This window comes from Paenibacillus sp. 01L418, assembly GCF_056400045.1.
Genome location: NZ_JBFTSN010000295.1, coordinates 1 through 8,345 on the forward strand (window position 1 = coordinate 1; position 8,345 = coordinate 8,345).

Sequence of the window (8,345 nt, forward strand, 5' to 3'; positions counted from 1 at the left end):
GAGCAGCATCGTACACCTTGCCCCCATTCTGCAGAACGGATTTGGCCCGTTCCATCTTGCGCTCCAGCACATAGGTCGAAAAAGGTACTCCTGTCTCCTGCTTAAACAGCCGGCTCAAGTAAGATGAATTGATAAAAAGGCGATCTGCTACCGTATGCAGCGTAATATCCTGATCGATTTCCTGATTGACGATAGACAGAATGGAGCGTACCACTCCATTGCTCGTCGTTTTCCGCTGCTGCTGCAGGTAATCGCAGATGCGGCCAGTCAAGCGGACCAGCCAGGCCCGAATCTGCTCCTTCGTCGCCAGCAGCCTGATGTTCTCGAAATAAATCATATCCTCTCCTGCCACGCAGCCAATTCGCCAGCCCTGCTTCTGAATCATACGGATATACAGGCTGCTCAAATAAAGGACGGCCTCATGGACCTCTTCCGCCGTCTCCACGGACTCTAGGCTTTTGTCCCACAATCCTTGCAAAGCCTCCAGCGCCTTTGCCTCGTCAGCGGTTTCCATGGCGATCTCCAGCGCTTTCTCCAATCCCTGCTGTACCTGAACCCCCTGTTCCTTACGGCCAATCTCGCGGTAAGGAATAGCGATGTCGCAGCCGTATACAATACGCTCCTGTAAGGCACGGCAAGCTTCGGCATACAGCGCACTCATGCTGCCAATCCCTCCGGCCGCAGCGCAAATGCCTGCGCTCGCTGTCAGCCCAAGCGTCTCCCGGGTGCGCGACAACAATTGAACGACCGATGCCTGTACGCGCAAAGCGCTGTCTCCCGGCTCCTCCTCACGCCGCAGCACAAAAACAAGGAGCGTGTACCCTTGATGATCAGGGCACACCCAACAGGAGGCGGGCAGCATTTCTCTCGCCAGACATTGCAATGAGAAACGCCACATTGGAGCATCCTCCGCGCGAAAGCAGCCATCCCCTTGCGGAAGCGGGTCAATATCCACCACCGCAACTGCGATCCGGTCGGACTCCTCAAGCTCAATCTGATATTCCGCACCTCTTCGCAGCACCTCGCTATCGTCGTAGTCGCCTGCTGCCCACTGCCGAATAAAACTGCTTTGCAAATGGGGAAGATGCTCACGCCACTTTACCTTCAGCTCTGCCTGCTCGCGCCACTGCTCCATCTCGTCTCGCAGCTGCTTTGCCGCTTCCAGTACGGCACCCAGTATTTCCTCTTCAGCCGCGGGCTTCAGCAAATACTGGGAAACCCCTAAAGCGATAGCATCCTGAGCGAAGCCAAAGTTGTCATGTCCGCTTAATATAATCAGTTTCAGCTGTACGCCGTTGTCTGGATATTCCCTAAGCTTCCTCACTAGTGTCAGCCCATCCATCTCCGGCATCTGGACATCAATCAGCATGATATCGGGTCGCTTCCGCTCGATCAACGCCAGCGCTTCTACCCCGCTGGCAGCCAGTCCGACGACCTCAATGCCATGCTCCTCCCATGGAATATTATTAGCCAATCCCAACCTAAGCCGCAGTTCATCCTCAACGATCATTAAATTCATGCGGATCGCTCCCCTTTTTCCAGAGTATGGTGAGTTACAGCACGAAAACTTTCCTTGCATTGATCCAGCGGTAGCGAAATGGTGACCGAGGTTCCATGTCCTTGCACGCTTTCGACAATCAATTCAGCTTCCTTGCCGTAATAAAGCTTAATTCGGGTCATTACATTGCGCAGGCCGAACAGGTCACCCGTCTCCTCGTCCTCCAGCGAAAACAGATTCGCTTCGCGCTGTCCCAGCCGCTTCATTTCTTCTTGAATATAGGCTAGTCGCTGCGAACTCATCCCTGAACCATTATCGCTTACGGTGACCTGAACGGCCTCTCCATCTTTTATTCGGCCGGAAATAACAAGTTTTCCGCCTTCCGTTTTCCCTTCCATCCCATGCAGGATAGCATTCTCCACAAGCGGCTGCAGTAGCAGCTTCAGAATCGGGATGGGGCGGCAATCCTCCTGAATGTCGTATTCCACCTCAAAGCTGTCCAAGTAACGGATTTGCTGAATGCGAATGTAATAATGCAGATGCGACAAGCTTTCGTCAATCGTAAATACATCCTTGCCCTTGTTCAGGCTTAGACGGAAAAAACGCGACAAATTCAGCACCATCTCGCTAATTTCATCCGCCTCGTAATTTTTAGCTGTCCAGTTAATTGAATCCAGCGTATTATACAAAAAATGAGGGTTAATCTGGGTTTGCAAAAATTGAAGCTCCGTCTTGGCCAGCCTCAGCTGCTGCTCGTAATGATCTTCAATTAGCCGCTTCTGGTCTACGACCATCCGATTAAACGCTTCCGTCAAATAACCCAGCTCGTCGTGCCGTGTATTCTCCAGATGCACATTCATATTTCCCGTACCCAGACGCTTCATGCCCTTGAACAGCTTATCTACCGGAGAAGCGATACCGATATAAACAAGCCAGGATATGCCCAGCGCCAGAAGGACGCTTACGAAAATAATAGCTAACGTATACAATCGAAGCTGATCTGTTTTGGCGTACAGCTCTTTTTTGGGCTGTATCAACGTCAGCCGCCATTTGGAATACTCCGAATCGATAGAAACGGTCATCTCCGCATCCGTCGTGCGGGGAAGGCCAGGCATGCCCACGCCCTCCGCAAGCGTATGCTCTGCGCCGTCGAGCTTGCCTGTCCCGGCAATCAATTTGCCGGTATCGCTGTGCAAATAAATGGTAGCCGAAGGCGATGGGAGCAGCGACTTCATCAGATTGATCAGCTTGCTTTTGTCCACTGTAATAATGACTACATCCGCTCTGCGATTGTTGTTGTACAAATCCATGGTTCGCAGCAGCGATACGCTATCGGTATTAATTAAGCTGCCGAAGGTCGCGTTGCCGGCAATCGGCTCCTCCGCCAGCAGATAAGTGATTTCCGTCCCGCTAGTAATGGCGGTATTCTCAAGCCATTGCTGCTGTTCAGGGCTGCTCAGCCTTCTCCCTCCATAATTCGTCGAAATCATCATGTGGGAGGGCTGATGATACAAGGATATTTGCGATACGATATGATTAATAGAGTTTACATTCGACAGCTGCTTCAGCAGCATCGAAAAATCGACGATGGAGAGCGGCGACAATTCCGCTCCGTTATCTGCAAGCAGCTTGATAAACACAGGGTCTGTTGCAATCAGCGTCGAAATCTCCTCCACATTTTGCAAAGTCAAATCAATATAGTCCATAGCTGAATTCAGTACCGTACTGGACCGCTCCACCGCTTGGTCATGCAGAATGCTGCGGGAGCGATCAACGGCAAATAGGCTTACCAAGACGAGCGGCAGCAAAATCAACATAAAATAGCAGGTTAGCCGAAACTGGATTTTGCGGGAAAAGCGATCCCGAAACCATTTGACGGGATTTCTCATGCTTATCTCCCCCCTCCGGCGCTCAAGCGGGCTTCGTACCATTGATTAACTTCCGCTGTAACCTCTGCGCCACCCTCGCGGTACCACTCCTCCACAAAGCTGTCGAACTCATCCAGCGAAACGATGCCCATCACGATTTGTGTAAAAATGCTCTCAAGCTCCTCTAAATGTCCGGCATACTTGCTCATCGCCGGTGTCGGAATTCCGAAAAATTCGTTTTTTATTAAATTTTGTTCAATCATCTGCAAATTATCGTATAAGTGAAAGTCGCCGAGCGAATCCAACCGAGCCTTAGCCATAACAGGATCAATGACATCGACGAGCGACTGGTAGATGCCCCTGTACAAATGCTTGTCATGCTCTACAAAATCGGTGACCATTTTCCCATTTTTCATCGACCAAATCTTGCCTTCAAAACCAAGCTTCAACGTCTCCCTGCCCTCTCCCACGATGAAATTAAGCAGCTTTACCACTTCTTCGGGATGTTTCTTACCGACCGGCACCACGTTGTAACCGCGGATTAAATCCTTGTTATATACGCCGCTATGCCCCTCCGGTCCGATGGGATACTCCAGCGGAATCCATTCCGCCTTGGGATCTTTCTTTTTGCTTGCCGCAATGGGTCCGCGCGTATCGTACCAAGTCGCGGAAAACATGCCGACCTTTCCGTTCTCGATTTTTTCGATAAAGGCATTGTTGCGGTTAAGCGGGAATTCCGGATCAATCAGCCCTTCCCGGTAAAGCTTTGCCAGAAAAGCGAGCGCTTGCTTGGTCTCCGGCAGCGTGCTCCCATTAACCAGCTTTCCATCGCGCGCCACCCAAGAGTTTAATTGAACACCAAAAGCGCCAAAAAACGGCGCTGTCCGCCCCATGTCCTCGAGCAAAATAAGGCCCATCGTATCATTGAGCCCGTTCCGGTCAGGGTCTTCCTTTGCAAAGGCGCGCATGACTTCATAATATTCGTCCAGCGTCTTTGGCGGCTGCAGTCCTAGTTTATCGAGCCAATCCTTCCGCACATACATCAACTCGATGCCCTGCACGTCTGTTAAACTTGGAATGCCGTAAATTTTTCCATCGTAGCGCATTCGATCCCAAGCCTCTTCAGGAATAAACTTCTTCAGATCTTGCCCATATTCGTTAATATAGTCGTCAAGCGGCGTAAAAGCCCCTTTTTTGACATATTCGTCAAACCAAACCGGGTTGAAAGTGTGAATGAGATCTGGGAGATTTCCGGAAGCCATAATGACGTTTAGTTTCTCTTCATAAACTTCCTGAGGGGGAATATTGACCCGCAAATCCAGTCCTGTACGTTCCTTTATATAGTTTATATAAGGATTATCGTTTTCGTCTGAACCATCCGGGAATGTCATGCCCAAATCGTTAATGACCATCGAAATCGCGACGCGGCTCTGCGATGTGGGCAGCGGCTGACCAAGCTTCTCCCACTCGCTGCAGCTTGGCACCGTCGCAGCTACCATTAACAACGCTATTATCCGAACAATCAAACGACAGTTGAACCTTTTGCGCTCCATAGCTCCCCCTCCATCTTTTCCGGAATGCATCCGGCATTACTCCCTATTCAACTTCTCCTTCAAGCAAGCGCTAGACTGCGGTACATAACCAGCAAAAGCAGCCTCCTTCCCACCTACTCACTGTTATCTATCTAAATTATGTTAACTATAATAACACGAAATACAACTAATAAGAGTAGAAAGGCATAATGCATTAGACCAATCTTCTTTTCATGTCATTAAAGCGAACATACATTAAAGCGGTTGCATAAATAACAAGGTAATACGGATATCGCTATAGAATATACTTCCTATATTTTAGAATAAATAGAAGCGGCTGCCCTTATGGCTATTCGAACTTTGCAGGCTGTTAAGCCCATCCTATTCCAATAGCCGCTCCAGCAACCGCTTTACGTCCAATCCAGCAAATGTGAATAAATCTGTTATTTCCATTGTACTTCCAACAAGCGCCCGCTTAAATCTTAGATTCAATAACTGGGGCTAGCGGAAGCTCTTAATAAATTGAACCGCTTTGCGTATATCGGTCTCCGGCTGATCTCCAACTTCGCGTTCGATCGTCAGATAGCCATTATATCCAATCTCCTTTAACGCCGTAAAGTATCTGTCGAAATCAACATTCCCTTCGCCGAGCGGCAGCTCACGGAAAAATTGTCCCGAGCTCACCATCTCCGCAATTTTGGCATGATCCATCGGCTCATAGCCAAGCGCACCGTATACCATGCGAGGATCTACCACCTTGCGACGTATGCCGTCCTTGACATGGGTGTGAACGACGTAATCCTTAAGCAGGCGAACCCCTTCCGCTGGATCATCCCCCGTCACCATCACCATATTGGCAGGGTCAAAGTTGACAGATACCCCTCTGCCACCTAGCGTATCCAGAAAACCTTTCAGATGGGCCGCCGTCTCCGGGCCGGTCTCGATAGCGAAATAGGCCTTCATGCTATTGGCATATTCATTCAGCTCGCGGCAAGCCTCCTGCATAACAGCGAACACCTCTCCATCTTGGTCCTCCGGCACGATTCCGATGTGAGTCGTTACAATGGTCGTGCCGAGGTCCAGCGCCAAATCGAGAATCCGCTTTGATTTCTCCACTTTTTCCACGTTAACGGATTTATCCTGGAAGCCATGGCCGCCCAGGTCGCCGCATAACGCGCTGATTTCCAGCCCTAATGAATCGATATAAGCCTTCAGCTCCCTGCGGGCGGCAGCGCCGAGATTAACCGGGTCCATCTCGCCTGAAACGGCATAGATTTGCACCCCCTCCGCACCAACCTCCTTCGCCTTCTTCAGCCCTTCCTTAACGCCGACGCCAAAGCTGTCTACAATGACGCCTATAGGATTTCCGATATTTACAGACATGCCGATTCCACGCCTCCCCTAGTCGAAATGGATTTCCTTGCCTAGAGTCGCCGACTCGTACACGCCGCAAAGTATTTTCATGATTTCAACGCCGTCCTGCACCGGACTGATCGTGTTTTTCTTCCCTTGGCAAACTTCAACAAAGTAATTGATTTCGTCTTGGAAGCCCTGCACAAATTCGAATGAGAGATTGTCAATTTGCGGCGTGGCGTTCAGAATTGTGTCATACTTCTCTGTAATTAAAGTCAGCTCCGGCTCCAGCTCGACGCCGCCTTTCTCGCCATAGAGCTTTACCGTCAGCTCATCCTGCTTCGCATGCAGCGTAAAGCTGACATCAACCAGCAGCGACGCCCCGTTCTCAAAGCGTACCAGCGCATTGGCCATGTCCTCAACCGTGTTCAGTGCTGCATCATAATCGGCTGCCTTGTAGAACTTCAAGTTTTTCACATTGGAGCGGTTGCCTAAACGGTTGTAGGTGTTGCCGCTAATGGATTTAACTTTGGGCTTGCCCATCAAATACCAGCAAAGATCGATGACGTGAACGCCGATATCGATCAGCGGACCGCCGCCGGAGCGCTCCACATCAGCGAACCAGCCTCCAGGGTTGCCCAGCTTGCGTATGCATGAAGCTTTGGCATAATAAATCGGGCCGATTTCACCATTGTCCAAAAATGCTTTTACAATCCGCGTATTGGAGGCATAGCGGCGGACAAATCCTACCTGCAGCGTCTTGCCGGATTCCTTGACAGCCGCTTCAACCGCTCGTGCCTCCTCCACCGTTTTGCTAAGCGGCTTCTCGCAAAGCACATGCTTGCCTGCCTTCAGAGCGGCGATACTAATCTCCGCATGGGTGTTGTTCCAAGTACAGATGCTGACCGCATCAATATCGGGGTTCGCCAGCAGCTCGTTGTAGTCGGTGTAAACGTTAGGAATGTTATATTTCTCCGCCTTTGCCTTCGCCCGTTCTTCCTTCAAGTCGCAGACAGCGACCAGCACGGCATCCACGTTTTTGCTGTAGGAGCCAAAGTGCATTTCTGATATGGAGCCAGCTCCGATTACGCCAATTCGAATAGGATTGCTCATTGCGATTTTCTCCTCATTAGTTAATTTAATTTAAACTGCACGCAGCGAAGGCCATGCCAGCTCGATGCCCTCTGCAGCCAGAAACCTCTGGTAAGCGGCAAGCTCTGTCTCCGAAGAGCGGACATCGCTTGGCGTCAAGCCGCGATCCAAGCAGAAGCTAGCACAATAGCCCGCTGCCTCGCCAATATTCCATTCCACCGGATGAAGCCGGTAGCAGCCGTTTGTAATATGAGTGGTTCCGATATTTTTGCAAGCAGCAAGCAGATTGTTCACTCTTACCGGGATGAGACTGCCCAAAGGAATCTGGAACGGCAGCGACGATATATCAATATAGGGCTGATTTTCCGTGCTGGGATGCAGATCAATGCGGTAACAGCCGATGCCCACTGAATCCGAGAAATATTCCGCACGGCCGTCAGGACGGCTTTCCGTTGCAACATGCTGCTCCAGAATCGTAAACTCCGCCTTGATTCGGCGCGACTCCCGAACATACGGATACATGGCAAGCCCATCCTCTGTCCCCACCACATCGGGACGAAGCCTTAGCCCAGGGTAACCTTTCCCCCCATCCGGGCGAGGAGCCTCTGTCTGCATCCAATAAAGCAGCGACAGGCTGAGCTGCTTCGCCTCGTTTAAGTGACGCTCCCTATCTTCCGGCTTCACATCGATAATAGAGCCCAGCCAATAATCGTTCTGCGGCCAGTTGACCAGCGAAATAGAACTGTTGTAAGTCCCTTGAACGTAGTGCTCCTTCTCAGCGATTTGACGATATTTGAACAGCGAAAAAGCGCCTTCGCCAGGGAAAAGACCGTACTGAACCGGCTGCATCGTTGCCGGCTTGACACCGGTCCAGCTTAGCAGGCGATCCGGCCAGAAATCTGCCTTGTATTCCTTCCAGAAATCATAGAGCTCTGGCTTTGGAATCGTATGATCCTCGCCTTCCAGATAATCGATGGCGAAGCAATAGGTAAAGCCCTGCAT

The 8,345-nt window shown here is 50.7% G+C and carries 6 protein-coding genes; all 6 read right to left on the minus strand.

What is annotated here, in order from left to right:
* On the minus strand, positions 1 to 1,519 hold a 1,519-nt coding region (locus tag AC1DSE_RS25270), incomplete at its 3' end, for a response regulator transcription factor (RefSeq protein WP_477528364.1).
* Positions 1,516 to 3,387 (minus strand): cache domain-containing sensor histidine kinase, encoded by a 1,872-nt coding sequence (locus AC1DSE_RS25275; RefSeq protein ID WP_339204795.1) that lies wholly within the window; start codon positions 3,385 to 3,387, stop codon positions 1,516 to 1,518. The genes AC1DSE_RS25270 and AC1DSE_RS25275, both read right to left, overlap by 4 nt.
* A gap of 2 nt (positions 3,388 to 3,389) precedes the next feature.
* Entirely contained in the window at positions 3,390 to 4,919 is a 1,530-nt protein-coding gene (locus tag AC1DSE_RS25280; RefSeq protein ID WP_477510707.1) for an extracellular solute-binding protein, read from the minus strand.
* A gap of 480 nt (positions 4,920 to 5,399) precedes the next feature.
* Entirely contained in the window at positions 5,400 to 6,281 is an 882-nt protein-coding gene (locus tag AC1DSE_RS25285; protein ID WP_477510708.1) for a sugar phosphate isomerase/epimerase family protein, read from the minus strand.
* Between the two features lie 18 nt (positions 6,282 to 6,299).
* Positions 6,300 to 7,364: a Gfo/Idh/MocA family protein gene (locus AC1DSE_RS25290; protein ID WP_339204799.1), complete on the minus strand. Its 1,065-nt coding sequence runs from the start codon at positions 7,362 to 7,364 to the stop codon at positions 6,300 to 6,302.
* A 30-nt stretch (positions 7,365 to 7,394) separates the two neighbouring features.
* A partial coding sequence (locus tag AC1DSE_RS25295) for an FAD-dependent oxidoreductase (protein ID WP_477528365.1) occupies positions 7,395 to 8,345 on the minus strand: 951 nt, incomplete at its 5' end.